This is a genomic window from Amaricoccus sp. (assembly GCF_047602525.1).
Lineage (GTDB): Bacteria > Pseudomonadota > Alphaproteobacteria > Rhodobacterales > Rhodobacteraceae > Amaricoccus.
The window spans coordinates 456970-471968 of sequence record NZ_JASGHB010000001.1; the positions used below are offsets into that span (position 1 = coordinate 456970).

The following is a 14999-nucleotide window of genomic DNA, read 5'->3' on the forward strand; positions in this document are numbered from 1 at the left end:
TTCATCGCAGCTTAACCGCTTTCCCCGAGCGTCCCACGATCACGGGAGGTGACCATGGGTGACAACGGCGAGCCGAGCGGGTTTTCCGAGGAGGCGATGCGCGGCCTCTACGACATGGAGCTGCGCCTGCCGCCGCCCGACATCTATGGCCGGTTGCCCGCCGAGCAGGCGCCGCCGCCCCGGCCGCACTACTGGGGCCACCGCGAGCGCCTGCGCCAACGTTTCCTCAGCGGTGGCCATGCCGCGATGCCGGAGTACGAGCTGCTGGAGCTGGTGCTCTTCAACGCCATCGACCGCATCGACGTGAAGCCGCTGGCGAAGACCCTGCTGGCCACCTTCGGCGACCTGAACGGCGTGGTCGCGGCATCGGAGCACCGCCTGTTGCAGGTCGCGGGGACGACGCCCCGGGTCTGGCTGCAGCTCCGCATCGTCGAGGCCATCGCCCACCGCATGGCCCGGGCGAAGGTGATCCAGAAGTGCGCCCTCGCCTCGTGGGACGAGCTGCTCGCCTACTGCCGCACGGTCATGGCCTACCGCGACACCGAGCAGTTCCGCATCCTGTTCCTCGACCGCAAGAACGTGCTGATCGCCGACGAGCCGCAGGCCAAGGGCACCGTCGACCATGTGCCGGTCTATCCGCGCGAGGTGGCGAAGCGGGCGCTGGAGCTGAACGCCTCGGCGCTGATCCTCGTCCACAACCATCCCTCGGGCGACCCGACGCCGAGCCAGGCCGACATCTCGATGACGCGCCAGATCGAGATCGCCTGCGAGGCGATCGGCGTCGTGCTCCACGATCATGTCATCGTCGGCAAGGGCGAGGAGCTGTCCTTCCGCAGCCACGGCCTGATCTGACGCCGAGGCGGGCGGGACCCGGACCCGGTCTCCCGCCGGAGCCCGGACCTCGGGAGCGGCGCTCAGCGCCGCTGCCGCACCCGGTCGAACGCCACGGCGACGATGATGAACCCGCCGATGAACGTGCCCTGCCAGAACGCGTTGATCCCGAGCAGCCCGAGCGAATTGCGGATGATCTCGATCAGCGCCGCGCCGACCAGCGCCCCGAAGGCCGTGCCGACGCCGCCCTCGAGGTTCGCCCCGCCGATCACCGCCGCGGCGATGACCTGCAGCTCCATCCCCGTGCCGAGGTTCGTCGTCACCGCCCCGAGCCAGCCGGTCTGGATGATGCCCGCCACGCCGGCGGAGAGCGCCGAGAGGACGTAGACCGCGACCTTGATCCGCTCCACCGGCACGCCGGTCAGCCGCGCCGCCTTCTCGTTGCCGCCGATCGCGTAGATGTACCGGCCGAACCGGGTCCAGCGCAGCACGAAGCCGGTCACGAGCGCCAGGACCACCATGTAGATCACCGGGTTGGCGATCCCGAACATCGACCCGCCCCCGAGCGCCAGCAGCTTCTGGTGGTCCGGCCCGAACTGGAACACCACCGTGTTGTTCGAGAGCACCATCGCGAGGCTTCGGGCGATGGAGAGCATGCCCAGCGTCACCACGAAGGGCGGAAACCCGAAGTAGGCGATCAGGATGCCGTTGAAGAGCCCCACCGCCACCGCCACCAGCAGCGATGCCCCGATGCCGATGTAGATGTTGTACCCCGCGTGCATCGTCACCGCGACGACCATCGAGCAGAGACAGAGCACCGATCCGACCGACAGGTCGATCCCGCCGGTGATGATGACGAGCGTCATGCCGAGCGCGATGATCGCGGTGAACGTCACGTTCCGGGTGATGTTGTAGAGGTTCTTCGAGGTCGCGAAGCTGTCCGTCGCGAACGACAGGAACACGCAGGCGGCGACCACGGCGAGCAGCACCCAGAAGGTCTGGCTCGACAGCATCTTCGAGAAAACGGTGTGTTCCTTGTGGGCGATCGCCTCGTCGAGGGAAACGGCCATTCTTCAGTTCTCCCTCAGACGGTCTCGATGGCGCCGGTGATGAGCCCGGTGATCTCTTCCGGCGAGCTGTCCGCCGTGCGCTTGTCGGCGACCTTGCGCCCCCGGCGCAGCACGATGATCCGGTCCGTCACCTCGAAGACGTCGGGCATGCGGTGGCTGATGAGCACGACGGCGATCCCCTGCGCCTTCAGGTGGTTGATGTGGTTCAGGACCTCGGCCACCTGCCGCACGCTGATCGCCGCCGTCGGCTCGTCCATCAGCACCAGCTTCGCGTCGGCGAGCATGGTGCGCGCGATCGCCACCGCCTGCCGCTGTCCGCCCGACATCTGCCGGATGAGATCGCGCGGCCGCGTCTCGGACTTCAGCTCCTTGAACAGCTCTCCGGCGCGCTTCGCCATCGCCCCGTGGTCGAGCACGCTGACCGGCCCGACCCGCCGTCGCCGCTCGCGCCCGAGGAAGACGTTCGCCGCCGCCGTCAGGTTGTCGCAGAGCGCCAGATCCTGGTGGACGATCTCGATGCCGTTGCGCCGGGCCTCCACGGGCTTGTGGAGCACCACCTCGCGCCCGTCGATCTTCATCGTGCCGGATGAGGGCAGGAAGTTGCCTGCGATCATCTTGACCAGCGTCGACTTTCCGGCGCCGTTGTCGCCCATCAGGCCGACCGCCTCGCCCCGCTCGATCGAGAGCGACACGCCGCTGACCGCCTGGATCGCGCCGAAATTCTTGGAAACATCGGTGAGCTCGAGTACGGCCAACCGCAATCCTCCCCTGAGGGTGCCGCCCCGTCCGCGCTGGAACGGCAGCTTTCACGGCTTCTTGTGGCCGAAGCACCCGAGACTCCCGGATATCTCATGCGGGAACCCGGCGTCAATTGTACGGCGTATTATGATTAACGACAACAATCGTTGACTGAACCGGGAAACGGCGCTTAGCTGTGGGGAGGAGTGCCCGCGAAGAGGCGTTCCAGGTTCCTGGGAGGACAACGTGCGGAAGACTTTCATGCTCGCCGCCGGCGCGGCGATTGCCATCTGTGCCGGCCCGGCGCTGTCGGCCGACAAGCAAGTCGTGATCGTGGTGAAGGGCCTCGACAACCCGTTCTTCGAGGCGATCCACCAGGGTTGCGAGAAGTGGAACAAGGAAAACCCGAACGCCGAGTTCGAGTGCTTCTACACCGGACCCGCCTCCACCTCCGACGAGGCCGGTGAGGCGCAGATCGTGCAGGACATGCTGTCGAAGCCGACCACCGCGGCGATCGCCATCTCGCCCTCGAACGCGCCGCTGATCGCCCAGACGATTCGCTCGGCGAACCCGACGATCCCGGTGATGACCCTCGATGCCGATCTGTCGGCGGAAGACGCGGGTCTCCGCAAGACCTATCTCGGCACCGACAACTACAAGATGGGCTACCGCATCGGCGAGTACATCAAGGAGAAGAAGCCGCAGGGCGGCAAGATCTGCACGATCGAGGGCAACGCCGCGGCCGACAACATCCTGCGCCGGGCGCAGGGCATGCGCGACGCGCTGACCGGCAAGGAGGGCCTGAAGGCGCTCGCGGGCGAGGGCGGCTGGACCGAGGTGGCGGGCTGCCCGGTCTTCACCAACGACGACGGCGCCCGCGGCGTGCAGGCGATGACCGACATCCTCGCCGCCAATCCCGATCTCGACGCCTTCGGCATCATGGGCGGCTGGCCGCTGTTCGGCGCGCCGCAGCCGTATCGCGACCTGTTCAAGCCGCTTGCCGACAAGATCGCGTCGGGTGAGTTCGTCATCGGCGCGGCCGACACCATCGGCGACGAGGTGGCGATCGCCAAGGAGGGCCTCGTGACCGCGCTCGTCGGCCAGCGGCCGTTCGAGATGGGCTACAAGGCGCCGGCGGTGATGATCCAGCTCATCAAGGGCGAGAAGGTCGAGGATCCGGTGTTCACCGGCCTCGACGAGTGCACCAAGGACAACGCCGACACCTGTATCCAGATGTGAGGCGCGGCGCGGGGTCGAAGCCGGCCGTCGCCGGCCTCGGATCCCGCGCCTACTCCTGCCGGCGTCCGGCCGCGCCGCCCCGGCGGCCCGGCCGCGTCCGCTCGGCGCGGGAGGGCAGATCGTCCATGATCGCCCGACGCGCGTCCGGCGGCAGGGTCGACCACGCGGCGATCTCGTCGATCGACCGATGGCAGCCGACGCAGAGCCGCGTGTCCGGGTGGATGACGCAGACCTTGATGCACGGGCTCTCGATCGCGTCGCGGCGCCGAGATCTCGTCGCTCATCCGCGCGTCTCGCGCTCGATCCACGCCAGCCGGTCCAGCAACCCCTGCAGGATGAATCCGGCCGCCACGTGGTCGATCACCTCGGCCCGGCGCCGGCGCGAGGCGTCGGCCTCGAGCAGCGCCCGCTCGGCCGCGACGGTGGAGAGCCGCTCGTCCCAGAATGTCACCGGCAGCGGCAGGACGCCGGTCAGGTTGCGCGCGAAGGCGCGGGTCGACTGCGCCCGCGGGCCTTCGCTGCCGTCCATGTTGCGCGGCAGGCCGAGCACCACGCCGCCGATCGCCCGCGCCCCGGCGATGGCGACGAGCGCCGCCGCGTCGGCGCCGAAGCGGGTGCGCCGCACCGTCTCGAGCGGGCTCGCGACCCGCCGCGCCGTGTCCGACACCGCGACGCCGATCGTCTTCGTCCCGAGGTCGAGCCCGATCAGGGCCCGCCCGGGCGCGAGTGCCGCGGCAAACTCGGCCGCATCGGCGAGAACCCGGCCGCTCATGGCGCCGCCGCCGGCAGCCCGGCCTCGCCTGCCGCCGCGTCGATCAGCGCGAGGCCCGCCGCATCGGTGGCAAACGTCTGCCGCGCCTCGGCCACCACCGCCGTCGCCTCGTCGCGCCGGCCGAGCACGGCGAGCGAGCGCACGAGCTGCGCCCAGTCCGCCGGCGGCCCGCCTTCGCTCGCCAGACGATCGGAGAGCCGCGCCACCATCCCCTCGACCATCGACTGCCGCGCCTCGGGCGGCAGGTCCCCGGCGGCCTTCAGGTCGTCGGCGCTGGGCCCGCTCGTGGCGGGCGCCGGGTCCGGCATGCCGAGCTGCCGCGCCGCCTCGGCGAGCCCGGCGCGGGTCGGCGTCATCCACGGCGCATCCGCCGGCCCTTCCTCGGCCAGCCGCAACCAGAGCGGGTAGGCGAGATCGGCGCGGCCGGCCTCGAGCAGCGCGAGACCGGAGTAGTAGCGCGCCACCGGGTTCTGCGGCGCGAGGGTCAGCGCCCGGCCCAGCACCGCCTCGGCCTCGGGCGAGACGTAGCCGTTCGCGGCCAGCACCTGCGCCTCGGCGAGGTCGACCAGATCGTCGGCCGTCGCCGCGTCGCCGAGCAGCGCCACCACGCGCTCCTGCGCCACCCGCGCCTCGCGCCAGCGCCCGAGCGAGCCGAGGCTGCGCGCGAGCAGCCGGTGGCCCTGCAGGTCGTCGGGCCGGTCCTTCAGCACCGCCTCGAGCTTGTCGATCAGCGCCGCGTCGGCCGGACCCGGCCCCGGGGTGGCAGGGGCGGCCGGCGCCATCGCCTCGGCCGCGCTCTGGCTCGGCCGGTTGGCCCGCGCGACCGCGGCCTCGGCGGTGCGCTCGGCAAGCGGCTGGTCGGGCAGCCCGGGCACCCCGAGCCAGCGGTAGAGTCCGAGCGCCGCCCCGGCGAGGCCGATCGCGAGCAGCGGCAGCGCCACCCGCGTCACCCGCCGCGGAGCCGTCGCGGCCCCGGCCTCGATCGCCTCGGCATCGGCCGCCGCGATCAACCGGCGCGAGATCTCGACGCGGCTCGCCTCCGCCTCGGCCGGCGTCAGCACGCCGCGGGCGAGATCGGCCTCCACCTCGCGCAGCTGGTCGCGGTGCACCTGAAGGTCGTAGCTCGCGCGCCGCTCGCCCCGCCCGCCGCGTGTGGCACCCCGCCAGAGCGGCGTGAGAACGACGCCGAGCGCGAGCACGAGCCCCGCCGCCGCCATCCCCCAGAACAGCCACTCCTGCGCCACTGCCAGACCTCTCCGATGCCGGCGCGGACCCTAGCTTCTCGCCCCGGCCGGCACAATGCGCCGACCGCTGCACCACCCGCGCGCGGGTCGGGGCGGGCTTGACAGTGCCGCGCGACTTGGCGATATACCCGGCTCCCGCGCGGAGATTCTCGTGCGCGGGAAATGATGCTCACGAACCAGAGCGCGCTGTTCGAGGCGCGGAGCGAGGGGCTCCGCGAAACGCCGGGGCGTCCCCCGGGGCCGCAGGACGCGGGACCGAGAGAAGGAAGAACGCGGATGTTCGCGGTAGTCAAGACGGGGGGCAAGCAGTATCGCGTTGCCCCCAACCAGATCCTGACGGTCGAGAAGCTGGCGGCGGACGCCGGCGCGACCGTGGAGTTTTCCGAGGTGCTGATGCTCGGCGGCGACGCGGTGCAGGTCGGCGCGCCGCTGATCGCCGGTGCGGTCGTCACCGCCGAGGTGCTGGAGCAGTTCCGCGGCGAGAAGGTCGTGTCCTTCAAGAAGCGCCGCCGCAAGCACTCGTCGCAGCGCAAGCGCGGCCATCGCCAGTACCTGACGCGGGTGCGCATCACCGACATTTCCGCCGGCGGCGCCAAGGCTGCCCAGGCGAAGGCCGACGTTCCGGCCGAGGCCGCAGCCCCGGTCAACGCCGTGGCCGAGCCGGCTTGAGGAGGACCTGAGAGATGGCACACAAGAAGGCAGGCGGCTCGTCCCGCAACGGCCGCGACAGCAAGGGCCGGCGGCTCGGCGTGAAGAAGTTCGGCGGCGAGGCGGTCATCCCGGGCAACATCCTGGTCCGCCAGCGTGGCACCAAGTGGTGGCCGGGCGCGGGCGTCGGCATGGGCCGCGACCACACCATCTTTGCCACCGAGACCGGCAACGTGACCTTCGCCACCGGCTACAAGGGCCGCACCTTCATTTCGGTGCTCCCGCGGGCCGAGGCTGCGGAGTAACCCGCTCGCCATTCGGCAACGACTTGTCGAAGAGGCCGGCGGCAGCGCCGGCCTCTTTCGCTTCGCATCGAGGCTTTTCCGATGTCCGATACCCGGACCCCCCCGCGGGCCGCGCTCGGCCCTTCCGAGATCACCACGCCGCGGCTGCGCCTGCGCCCGCTGCGGCGGCGCGATGCCGCGCTGATCGGCCTGCACGCCAGCGACCGGCGCGTGGCGTGGATGACCGCGACGATCCCGCATCCCTATCCGCCGGGCCAGGCGGAGGCGTTCGTCGAGCGGGCGATGTCGCCCGCCGCGCGGGAAATCGTCTGGGCGATCGACGCCGGCAGCGACGAGGAGAACGGCCTGATCGGCATCGTGCGCCTGACGCGGCGCGAGGGCGACGAGGCGGAGATCAACTACTGGGTCTCCCCGGCGTTCTGGGGCACCGGCTATGCCAGCGAGGCGGTCGAGGCCGTGGTGCGCTGGGCCCGGGCGACCGGGTGGCACGGGCTGATCGCGGAGGTGATCCAGGACAACACCGCCTCGGTCAAGGTGCTGACCCGCGCCGGATTCGAGTATCAGGGCGAGGGCGAGGTGCACGGGCTCGCGCGCAAGGCGATGGTGCCGACCTTCCGCTACCGCCACAGGCTCGGGTGACGCGATGAAGTTCCTCGACCATGCCCGTGTCGAGATCCGCTCCGGGGCCGGCGGCCGCGGCTGCGTCAGCTTTCGCCGCGAGAAGTTCGTGGAGTTCGGCGGGCCAGACGGCGGCGACGGCGGCAAGGGCGGCGACGTCTGGGCCGAGGCGGTCGAGGGGCTGAACACGCTGATCGACTACCGCTACCAGCAGCACTTCTTCGCGAAGAACGGCCAGCAGGGCATGGGCGCGCAGCGCACCGGCAAGTCGGCTGACGACGTGGTGCTGAAGGTGCCCGTGGGCACCGAGATCCTCGATGACGACGGCGAGACGCTGGTCGCCGACCTGACGCGGGTGGGCGAGCGGGTGCTGCTCGCCCGCGGCGGCAACGGCGGGTGGGGCAACCTGCACTTCAAGACCTCGACGAACCAGGCGCCGAGAAACGCCAATCCCGGGCAGGAGGGCGTGGAGCGCACGCTCTGGCTGCGGCTGAAGCTCATCGCCGACGCGGGTCTCGTCGGCCTGCCGAACGCCGGCAAGTCAACCTTCCTTGCGGCGACGACGAACGCCCGGCCCAAGGTGGCGGACTATCCCTTCACCACCCTGCACCCCGGCCTCGGCGTGGTGTCGGTCGACGCGGCGGAGTTCGTGCTCGCCGACATCCCCGGCCTGATCGAGGGCGCGAGCGAGGGCAGGGGCCTCGGCGATACGTTCCTCGGCCACGTCGAGCGTTGCGCCGTGCTGGTGCATCTCGTCGACGGCACGTCCGAGACGCTGGCCGAGGACTACGAGGTGATACTCGGCGAGCTTGAAGCCTACGGCGAGGGACTGGCGGAGAAGCCGCGCCTGCTCGGCCTCAACAAGATCGACGCGCTGTCCGCCGAGGCGGCCGACGCGGCCGAGGCGACGCTCGCCGAGGTGTCCGGCCTGCCGGTCCATCGCCTGTCCGGCGCCACCGGCAAGGGTGTGCAGGACATGCTGCGCGCCATCCGCGCCGAGATCGACGCGGCCCGCGCGGAGGCCGCCGCCGCGGGCCACGAGGTCGGCGCATGGCGGCCCTGAGCGCCACGCTCGCCAACGAGTCCGCCGTGCGCATCGGCGCGGCCCGGCGCATCGTGGTGAAGATCGGGTCGGCGCTGCTCGTCAATGCCGAAACCGGGCTGCTGCGCGTCGGCTGGCTCGAGGAGCTCGCGGCCGACGTGGCGGCGCTGCGGGCCGAGGGCAAGCAGGTGGTGCTCGTCTCTTCCGGTTCGATCGCGCTCGGCCGCCGCGTCCTCGGCCTGCCGCCGCGCGAGCTGGCGCTGGAGCAGAGCCAGGCGGCCGCGGCCGTCGGCCAGATCCGCCTTGCGCGCGCCTACGAGACGGTGCTGGCGCCGCACGGCATCACCACCGCGCAGGTGCTGGTGACGCTCGAGGACAGCGAGAACCGCCGGCGCTATCTCAACTCCCGCCGCACCCTCGGCACGCTGCTCGACCTCGGGGTGGTGCCGATCGTCAACGAGAACGACACGGTGGCGACCGACGAGATCCGCTATGGCGACAACGACCGGCTCGGCGCGCAGGTCGCGAGCATGGCCGGCGCCGATGTGCTGGTGCTGCTCTCCGACGTCGACGGGCTCTATACCGCCAACCCGCGCGAGGACGCCTCCGCCCGCCGGCTCGAGGTGGTCGCGGCGATCACGCCCGAAATCGAGGCGATGGCCGGCGGCACCGGCTCGGCGCTCTCCAAGGGCGGGATGAAGACCAAGCTCATCGCCGCGCGCGCCGCGACCCGGGCCGGCTGCGCCATGGCGATCACCTTCGGCGCGGTGTCGCGTCCGCTGAAGGCGCTGCGCGAGGGCGCGCCCTGCACCTGGTTCGAGCCCGACGGCGATCCGCACGTGGCGCGAAAGCGCTGGATCTCGGGCATGAAGCCGCGCGGCAAGCTCAGGGTCGATGCCGGCGCAATCGCCGCCCTCGGGCGTGGCAAGTCGCTGCTTCCCGCCGGTGTCGTGGCGGTCGAGGGCGACTTCTCGCGTGGCGACCCGGTGTCGGTGGTCGGCCCCGACGGCGCGGTGGTCGCGAAGGGCCTCGCGGGCTACGATGCGGCGGACGCGCGGCGGATCATCGGCCACCGCAGCGACGAGATCGAGGCGATCCTCGGCTACATCGGCCGCGCCGCGCTGGTCCACCGCGACGACCTGGCGCTCTAGGGCAGGGAGGAGACGGGAGATGGACGTGAGGCTCGACATCGCGACCCTGATGCGGGGGATCGGCGAGGCGGCGCGGGACGCCGCGGCGGAGCTGGCGTTCGCCCCGTCGGAGCAGAAGGACGCCGCCCTGCGCGCCGCGGCACGGGCGATCTGGTCCGACCGCGCCGCACTCCTCGCCGCCAATGCCGAGGACATGGCCGCGGCCGTGACGAAGGGCGTCACCGGCGCAATGCTCGACCGGCTGAAGCTCGACGAGGGCCGGGTGCAGGGCATGATCGACGGGCTCGACGCCATCGCCGGCCAGCCCGATCCGGTCGGCGCGGTGATCGCCGAGTGGGACCGCCCCACCGGCCTGCACATCCGCCGCGTGCGCACGCCCATCGGCGTGATCGGCGTGATCTTCGAGAGCCGGCCCAACGTCACCGCCGATGCCGGCGGCCTCTGCCTCAAGGCCGGCAATGCCGCGATCCTGCGCGGCGGCTCCGAGAGCCTGCGCTCGTCGGCCGTGATCCACGCGGGCCTCGTCGCCGGGCTGCGCGCCGCCGGCCTGCCCGAGGCGGCGATCCAGCTCGTCCCCACCACCGACCGCGCCGCGGTGGGCGAGATGCTGACGATGACCGGGCTCATCGACGTGATCGTGCCCCGCGGCGGCAAGAGCCTCGTTGCCCGCGTGCAGTCCGAGGCGCGCGTGCCGGTCTTCGCCCACCTCGAGGGCATCGTCCACGTCTACGTCGACCGCGCCGCCGACCTCGCCAAGGCCCGCCGCGTGATCCTCAACGCCAAGACCCGGCGCACCGGCATCTGCGGGGCCGCCGAGTGCCTGCTGATCGACCGGGCGTTCTTCGAGGCCGAGGGCGCCCCGTTCATCGCCGACCTGATCGCCGCCGGCGTCGAGGTGCGCGGCGACGACACGCTGCAGGCGCTGCCCGGCGTCGTGCCCGCCGGCCCGGAGGACTGGGGCCGCGAGTACCTCGACGCGATCATCGCGGCAAAGCTCGTCGACGGGGTGGACGGCGCCATCGCGCACATCCGCCGCTACGGCTCGCACCACACCGACTGCATCCTGACCGAGGACGACGCGACGGCCGCACGCTTCTTCCAGCGGCTCGACAGCGCGATCCTGATCCGCAACGCCTCGACGCAGTTCGCCGACGGCGGCGAGTTCGGCATGGGCGCGGAGATCGGCATCGCCACCGGCAAGCTCCACGCCCGCGGCCCCGTCGGCGCCGAGCAGCTGACGAGCTTCAAGTACCTCGTCGAGGGCGACGGCACCGTGCGCGCTTGAGGGCGCGCGGGCAGGCGCCGTCGCCGGTGCCTTCCTCTTGCTGAAAGTACCCCCGCCGGAGGCGTCCGCCGGCGCAACCTGTCCCAGGGTCGCCCTGCCGCGGGCGGCCGGTCACAGCACCGGGCCGAACATCGCCACCGCGTTGTTCCAGATGCGGTGGCGCGTGCCCCATTCCGCCACCACGTCGGCGTTCACCGGGCGCGACGACCGGAGATAGACCTCCTGCCGCTGCCGCACCGCGCGGGTGACGTCGGCGTCGGCGATCAGGATGTTGTTCTCGAAGTTGAGGTCGAAGCTGCGCCGGTCGATGTTGGCCGACCCGATCAGCGTCACGTCGCCGTCCACGGTCAGGGTCTTGGCGTGCAGCAGGCCGCCGACGTACTCGTGGATCGAGACCCCGGCGTCGAGCAGCTCCTCGTAGTAGCTCCGGCTCGCCGCCGCCACGATCCAGCTGTCGTTGCGCCTCGGGAACACGATCGTCGTCGCCACGCCGCGCCGGGCGCTGGCGCAGAGCGCCGCCTGGATCGGCTCGTCCGGCACGTAGTAGGGGGTCGTGACCACCAGCTCGCGGCGAGCGGCGTACATCAGCCCCTCGAACATCTCCGGCATCGCCGAGTAGCGCACCGTCGGCCCGCTCGCCACCACCTGCGCCACGAAACCGTCCGTCACCGGCGACGCCTGCGGCGGTGTCGGCGGCGCGCGCAGCAGGCCGGAGATGTCGTCCTCGCGCCGGTGCGCCATCCAGTCGGCGGCGAACACGCGCTGCTGCTGCTGCACGATCGGCCCCTCGAGCCGCAGCAGGATGTCGACCCACGGCGCAAACTTCGGCTTGATGCGGAACTCCGGGTCCGCACAGTTCTGGCTGCCGCAGTAGGTGATGCGGTTGTCGATCACCGCGATCTTGCGGTGGTTGCGCATGTCGACCCGCCCGCGCAGCGGCTGCACCGGCAGGAAGCCCAGCGGCAGCGCGCGCGCCACGTCGACGCCGGCGGTGCGCATCGCCTCCCAGTGGACCGAGTTGATGAGCATCCGCGAGCCCAGGGCGTCTGCCATCGCCCGGCAGGTGACGCCGCGCGCCGCCGCCCGCTTCAGCGCTTCGGCCACCTTCAGGCCGTTGCCGTCGGGCAGCCAGATGTAGAACAGCAGATGCACGGTGTCCGTGGCCGCGTCGATGTCGGCCACCATCCGGTCGACGCCGCTGTTCGAATCCGCCATCAGCTCGGCCCGGTTCCCCGGCACCGGCTCGAAGCCGCTGATCGAGGTGCCGATCCGGAACAGCACCGCCAGCCGCTCGGGCAGCTCGAGCGGCCCGGTGCGTCCCACCTCGTCGGCGGGGGGCAGCTTGTCGTCGGCCTCCTTCAGCCGCGCCAGCCGCCGGCGTCCGATGTTCGGCTCGCCGAACAGCACGTAGGCGAGCATCCCGCCGACCGACGTGACCATGATGACGGTGATCCACGCCAGCCGCGCCGCCGGCTCGCGATGTGGCCAGAGCAGCGCGCGCGCGATGAAGCCGAGCTGCGCCATCACGTGCAGCGCGACGAGCAGCCAGCCGTTCAGGGGCAGGTCCATGGCACTCTCCGGCAGGTGGGCCGGCCAGTGTCACCTGCGCTTGCCAGTCCGGCAACCCCCCAAGTCCGGTGTCGGGTCCGCGGGTGTTGCCCTGCCGCGTCACGCCGCGGCGAAGCTTGCCGGGCGCTCGCGGATCGGCAGGTGGACGAGGGCGGAGAAGGCGCCGACGCCGACGCCGACCCACCAGACCAGCGTGTAGTTGCCGTAGATGTCGTAGAGCCGGCCGCCCAGCCAGACGCCGAGGAAGCCGCCGATCTGGTGGCTGAGGAAGATCAGGCCGTAGAGCGTGCCCATGTAGCGGATGCCCCAGATCTCGGCGACGATCCCCGAGGTCAGCGGCACGGTCGCGAGCCAGAGCGCGCCCATCAGCGCCGAGAACAACAGCACGCTGCCCGGCGTCATCGGCGCGAGGATGAAGGCCGCCGCGACGATGGTGCGGGCCAGGTAAATCTGTGCCAGCAGGTACTTCTTGCGATAGCGCGCCCCGAGCGCGCCGGCGGTCAGCGTGCCGACGATGTTCGCCATGCCGATCACCGCGATCGCCATCGCGCCGAGCGCCGAGGTGGTGGTGATGCCGAGCGCCGCCAGCACGCTGTTCGCCGGGATCGGCGAGCAGACCTCGGTGACGAAGGCCGGGAAGTGCGCGGTGATGAAGCCGAGCTGATAGCCGCAGGAGAAGAACCCGAGGAACAGCAGCACGAACGAGGGATCGCGCACCGCCCGGGAAACGATCGCGCCCATGCGCTCGTCGGTCGTCGCGACCGGCGCCCTCGACGGCCCGGAGATGAACGGCAACAGCGCGAGCACGGCGACGATCAGGCCGGCGAAGACCAGGAACACGTGGTTCCACGGCATGACGCCGAGCAGGCTCTCGGCGAACGGCGGCCCGACCACCTGTCCGGCCGAGCCGGCAGCGGTGGCGATGCCGAGGGTGAGCGAGCGGCGTTCCGGCGCGGCGGCGCGGCCGACGATGGCGAGGATCACGCCGAAGCCGGTGCCGGCGATGCCGAAGCCGATCAGGATCGCAAGCATCTGATGCCCTTCCGGCGTCACCGCGTTCGCCGACAGCACGAGGCCGGTGGCATAGAACAGCACGCCGAGCGCGATCGCCTTGCGGTCGCCGAAGCGCTCGGCGATGGCGCCGAAGATCGGCTGTCCGATGCCCCACGCGAGGTTCTGGATGGCGATCGCCAGCGAAAAGTCGGCCCGCGGCCAGCCGAACGCGTCGTGGATCGGGATCTGGAACACCCCGAAGCTCGCCCGGATGCCGAAGCCCACGAGCAGGATCAGGCAGCTCGCGACGAGCAGTGGGGTGAGGATGCGGGGCTGGCCCGGCGAGAGAGTGGCAGGCATCGGGCGGGCCTCGCGCGAGAGATCAGGGCCCGCGATGCTGCGCCTCGGACGGGCGCTGCGTCAAAGCACAATCCGTGCGGCCCGCCATCACGGAATGCGATCACCGCTCCGGTCGGGCAGCTCCGCCGTGCGGAACTCGCGGATCGCCTCCATCGCCTCGTCGAGCCGGACGAGCACCCGGCGCCAGTCGTCGTCCAGTCCGGCGAGCGGCAGGGCAGGGGCCTCGCCCATCGCCGCGTCGAGGTCGCAGAGCCGTACCGCTGCGGTGATGCCGGGCGCCAACGCGGCCGGCGCCTCGCCCGGGCGGCGCTGCATCGCGGTGGCGAGCGCCGATCCGAACAGCAGTGCCGCGGCATAGGCCCGGGTCGAGCGTCGCCCGAACCGCTCCGCCACCGCCCGCAGGTCGCGCCGCCGGAGCCGCCCGCGCAGCGACCAGCTCGCCGCGACGCGGGCGTTGTCGATGCCCGTCGCCAGTCCCGCCAGCGTCGCGTGCGCGTCGGAGAAGCGGCGCAGGGCGGATTGCGCCCGGCCCTGATCGCCCGCGGCGAGTGCCGCCCCGGCCTGCTCGAAGGCAGCGCCGATGCTCGCGAGCAGCGCCCGCTCGCCGGCCCGCAGCTGGTCGACCGGATCGGGCGTGAAGAGGATCTGGCTGAACAGCAGCCCCACGCCGGTGCCGCAGGCGACGTCGAGCAGCCGCACCGCCCCGGCGTACTCCGGCCCCATGGCGAGCACCAGGATCGCCGAGACGCCGGCCTGGATCGGCACCACCGGCGGCTGGCCGTAGGTGGTCGCGATCATGATCGCGCCGAACGTCGCCGCCGCCACCCGCAGTGTCGGAATGGTGTCGGGCAGGAGCAGCGCCGCCTCGCCGACCAGCACGCCGGTCAGCACCCCGAGGATCACCCCGACCGCCTGCCGTCCGTGGTTCGGCAGCCCCGGCGCGAGGCAGACGATGGCCGTGACGGCGGCGAACACCGGGCGCGGGTGGCCGAAGACCAGCTTCGAGAGCTTCCCACGCCACCGCCGAGGCCGCCGTTGCCGCCAGCGCATCGCCCAGCGCCAGCCGCAGCCGCCCCGCCACCTGTCCGGCCAGTCGTTCCACCCGGCTCCGCTCCCCGTTCTCCCGCGAAGATA

Annotated in this window: 15 protein-coding genes and 1 pseudogene; 8 read left to right on the plus strand and 8 right to left on the minus strand. The window is 71.8% G+C overall.

The window, feature by feature from the left end; translation table 11 throughout:
* Positions 1–54: 54 nt before the first annotated feature.
* A complete protein-coding gene (gene radC, locus QM699_RS02655) occupies positions 55–852 on the plus strand; it encodes a RadC family protein (RefSeq protein ID WP_415009682.1) in 798 nt (265 codons plus the stop codon).
* A 62-nt stretch (positions 853–914) separates the two neighbouring features.
* On the opposite strand, the gene QM699_RS02660 is transcribed toward radC, so the two are convergent.
* Both QM699_RS02660 and QM699_RS02665 read right to left on the minus strand, forming a co-directional pair.
* On the minus strand, positions 915–1901 hold the full coding sequence (locus QM699_RS02660) for an ABC transporter permease (RefSeq protein WP_415009683.1): 987 nt from the start codon (positions 1899–1901) through the stop codon (positions 915–917).
* Between the two features lie 14 nt (positions 1902–1915).
* Entirely contained in the window at positions 1916–2656 is a 741-nt protein-coding gene (locus tag QM699_RS02665) for an ATP-binding cassette domain-containing protein (protein ID WP_415009684.1), read from the minus strand.
* A gap of 229 nt (positions 2657–2885) precedes the next feature.
* Between QM699_RS02665 and QM699_RS02670 the strand changes: the two genes are divergently transcribed.
* Positions 2886–3878 carry a sugar-binding protein gene (locus tag QM699_RS02670; RefSeq protein WP_415009685.1) on the plus strand — a complete coding sequence of 331 codons (993 nt, stop codon included), beginning with the start codon at positions 2886–2888 and terminating at the stop codon, positions 3876–3878.
* Between the two features lie 49 nt (positions 3879–3927).
* On the opposite strand, the gene QM699_RS02675 is transcribed toward QM699_RS02670, so the two are convergent.
* Genes QM699_RS02675 through ccmI form a run of 3 tightly spaced genes read right to left on the minus strand, consistent with a single transcriptional unit; the run spans position 3928 to position 5894 of the window.
* Positions 3928–4131 carry a DUF1289 domain-containing protein gene (locus QM699_RS02675; RefSeq protein WP_415012680.1) on the minus strand — a complete coding sequence of 68 codons (204 nt, stop codon included), beginning with the start codon at positions 4129–4131 and terminating at the stop codon, positions 3928–3930.
* A gap of 27 nt (positions 4132–4158) precedes the next feature.
* Complete coding sequence (gene ruvX / locus QM699_RS02680; RefSeq protein WP_415009686.1) at positions 4159–4650, minus strand: Holliday junction resolvase RuvX; 492 nt, start codon at positions 4648–4650, stop codon at positions 4159–4161.
* Positions 4647–5894 (minus strand): c-type cytochrome biogenesis protein CcmI, encoded by a 1248-nt coding sequence (gene ccmI, locus QM699_RS02685; RefSeq protein ID WP_415009687.1) that lies wholly within the window; start codon positions 5892–5894, stop codon positions 4647–4649. Before ccmI ends, ruvX begins: the two co-directional genes overlap by 4 nt.
* Positions 5895–6170: 276 nt before the next feature.
* On the opposite strand from ccmI, the pseudogene rplU reads away from it, so the two are divergent.
* The 6 genes and pseudogenes from rplU to QM699_RS02715 all read left to right on the plus strand — a co-directional run.
* Positions 6171–6551 (plus strand): annotated as a pseudogene (gene rplU, locus QM699_RS02690) (50S ribosomal protein L21); the annotation flags it as partial.
* 26 nt (positions 6552–6577) lie between these two features.
* On the plus strand, positions 6578–6847 hold the full coding sequence (gene rpmA / locus QM699_RS02695; RefSeq protein WP_415009688.1) for a 50S ribosomal protein L27: 270 nt from the start codon (positions 6578–6580) through the stop codon (positions 6845–6847).
* A gap of 81 nt (positions 6848–6928) precedes the next feature.
* The gene (locus QM699_RS02700) at positions 6929–7486 is read left to right on the plus strand and encodes a GNAT family N-acetyltransferase (protein WP_415009689.1); all 558 of its coding nucleotides are present in this window, start codon (positions 6929–6931) and stop codon (positions 7484–7486) included.
* Positions 7487–7490: 4 nt separating this feature from the next.
* Positions 7491–8528, plus strand: coding sequence for a GTPase ObgE (gene obgE / locus QM699_RS02705; RefSeq protein ID WP_415009690.1), 1038 nt, complete (start codon positions 7491–7493; stop codon positions 8526–8528).
* Positions 8516–9658, plus strand: coding sequence for a glutamate 5-kinase (gene proB, locus QM699_RS02710; protein ID WP_415009691.1), 1143 nt, complete (start codon positions 8516–8518; stop codon positions 9656–9658). Before obgE ends, proB begins: the two co-directional genes overlap by 13 nt.
* Positions 9659–9677: 19 nt before the next feature.
* Positions 9678–10943, plus strand: a complete 1266-nt coding sequence (locus QM699_RS02715) for a glutamate-5-semialdehyde dehydrogenase (RefSeq protein WP_415009692.1) — start codon at positions 9678–9680, stop codon at positions 10941–10943.
* Positions 10944–11054: 111 nt separating this feature from the next.
* Here QM699_RS02715 and cls read toward each other — a convergent pair whose 3' ends face one another.
* From cls to QM699_RS02730, 3 genes are all read right to left on the minus strand, one after another.
* Positions 11055–12512 carry a cardiolipin synthase gene (gene cls / locus QM699_RS02720; protein ID WP_415009693.1) on the minus strand — a complete coding sequence of 486 codons (1458 nt, stop codon included), beginning with the start codon at positions 12510–12512 and terminating at the stop codon, positions 11055–11057.
* 99 nt (positions 12513–12611) lie between these two features.
* On the minus strand, positions 12612–13865 hold the full coding sequence (locus QM699_RS02725) for an MFS transporter (protein ID WP_415009694.1): 1254 nt from the start codon (positions 13863–13865) through the stop codon (positions 12612–12614).
* Positions 13866–13952: 87 nt separating this feature from the next.
* On the minus strand, positions 13953–14915 hold the full coding sequence (locus tag QM699_RS02730; RefSeq protein ID WP_415009695.1) for an FUSC family protein: 963 nt from the start codon (positions 14913–14915) through the stop codon (positions 13953–13955).
* Between the last annotated feature and the right edge of the window lie 84 nt (positions 14916–14999).

What these genes read in the sequence shown, in the direction of transcription:
- QM699_RS02730 (WP_415009695.1), bottom strand. Translation starts at nt 14,915, where the DNA reads ATGCGCTGGCGGCAACGGCGGCCTCGGCGGTGGCGTGGGAAGCTCTCG.
- rpmA (WP_415009688.1), top strand. Translation starts at nt 6,578, where the DNA reads ATGGCACACAAGAAGGCAGGCGGCTCGTCCCGCAACGGCCGCGACAGC.
- QM699_RS02660 (WP_415009683.1), bottom strand. Translation starts at nt 1,901, where the DNA reads ATGGCCGTTTCCCTCGACGAGGCGATCGCCCACAAGGAACACACCGTT.
- QM699_RS02715 (WP_415009692.1), top strand. Translation starts at nt 9,678, where the DNA reads ATGGACGTGAGGCTCGACATCGCGACCCTGATGCGGGGGATCGGCGAG.
- QM699_RS02725 (WP_415009694.1), bottom strand. Translation starts at nt 13,865, where the DNA reads ATGCCTGCCACTCTCTCGCCGGGCCAGCCCCGCATCCTCACCCCACTG.
- radC (WP_415009682.1), top strand. Translation starts at nt 55, where the DNA reads ATGGGTGACAACGGCGAGCCGAGCGGGTTTTCCGAGGAGGCGATGCGC.
- QM699_RS02700 (WP_415009689.1), top strand. Translation starts at nt 6,929, where the DNA reads ATGTCCGATACCCGGACCCCCCCGCGGGCCGCGCTCGGCCCTTCCGAG.
- ruvX (WP_415009686.1), bottom strand. Translation starts at nt 4,650, where the DNA reads ATGAGCGGCCGGGTTCTCGCCGATGCGGCCGAGTTTGCCGCGGCACTC.
- cls (WP_415009693.1), bottom strand. Translation starts at nt 12,512, where the DNA reads ATGGACCTGCCCCTGAACGGCTGGCTGCTCGTCGCGCTGCACGTGATG.
- proB (WP_415009691.1), top strand. Translation starts at nt 8,516, where the DNA reads ATGGCGGCCCTGAGCGCCACGCTCGCCAACGAGTCCGCCGTGCGCATC.
- obgE (WP_415009690.1), top strand. Translation starts at nt 7,491, where the DNA reads ATGAAGTTCCTCGACCATGCCCGTGTCGAGATCCGCTCCGGGGCCGGC.